At 30.5% G+C, this 856-nt stretch carries 1 protein-coding gene and 1 pseudogene; both read right to left on the bottom strand.

The annotated features are described in order from the left end of the window. The coding region (locus tag ACFDSN_RS08110) for a TolC family protein (RefSeq protein ID WP_375239347.1) at positions 1-587 on the bottom strand (587 nt) is incomplete at its 3' end. A 3-nt stretch (positions 588-590) separates the two neighbouring features. Further along, positions 591-856, bottom strand: a pseudogene (locus ACFDSN_RS08115) (biotin attachment protein); the annotation flags it as partial.

Consider the following 856-nt stretch of genomic DNA (forward strand, 5'->3'; position numbering starts at 1 on the left):
ATACCTTCAAACCTAAAATTTGCATTGTCTAAAAAAGATTTATAAACTTTTAGATTTTCATATGATTGATTCCAGTTAAAATATGCGATAGATGCTTTAAATATAATATTGTTAACTAATAGTTCTCGTTCTGCTAAAGTTTGGCTTTGATAAGCTTTTGCTTTCTTTAAATCTGCCATTCGTTTATTAATAAATAAACCTTGACCTAAAGAGGCTGAAATACCAGCACTATATAATCCGTTATTTGGAACACTGTTTTCTGGGTTTAAAAACACACCAGAGTTCTCTTCAAATCCAGCCTGTAATTCAATACCATACCATGTTGGCACTTTAAATTTGGCGTTGAGTTGATCAAAATATTCTTGAGATTTAAATTCTTTTGTGTTAAAATCGCCTTCTAATTTAGGGTCAAATCCTCCGCGAGCTTTTGTTAAATTTGCATTTCCTTCATCGATTTTTAGGTTAGCTTGTTTAGTAATTGGATGTTCTGATTTTACCAAATTAATATACTCGCTAAAACTAATAGTATTATCTATATCTTGAGCTAATATTATAATTGGGAATAATAAAAAGATTAAAATTCTCATAGGTTATTTTTTAGTTTTTTCAGCTTTATTATCTATTGGTTGGTAATAGTTAGGAGGGAAACCATTTAGTTTTCTCCATAATTCAAACCAAATAGGAACATCTTCTAGTAAACCAATAGTTTTTGCTCCTGAACCAACTCTAACTGCTTTAGGCCATTCATGATCATCTTTGTCTGGAGCTAGTAGAATTCTAAATTTGCCATTTGGACTTATAAAATTTTCAATTGCAACAACTTTTGCGCCATAGGTTCCGTAACTAATATTAGGCC

Source organism: Aurantibacter sp. (assembly GCF_042094015.1).
Lineage (GTDB): Bacteria > Bacteroidota > Bacteroidia > Flavobacteriales > Flavobacteriaceae > Aurantibacter.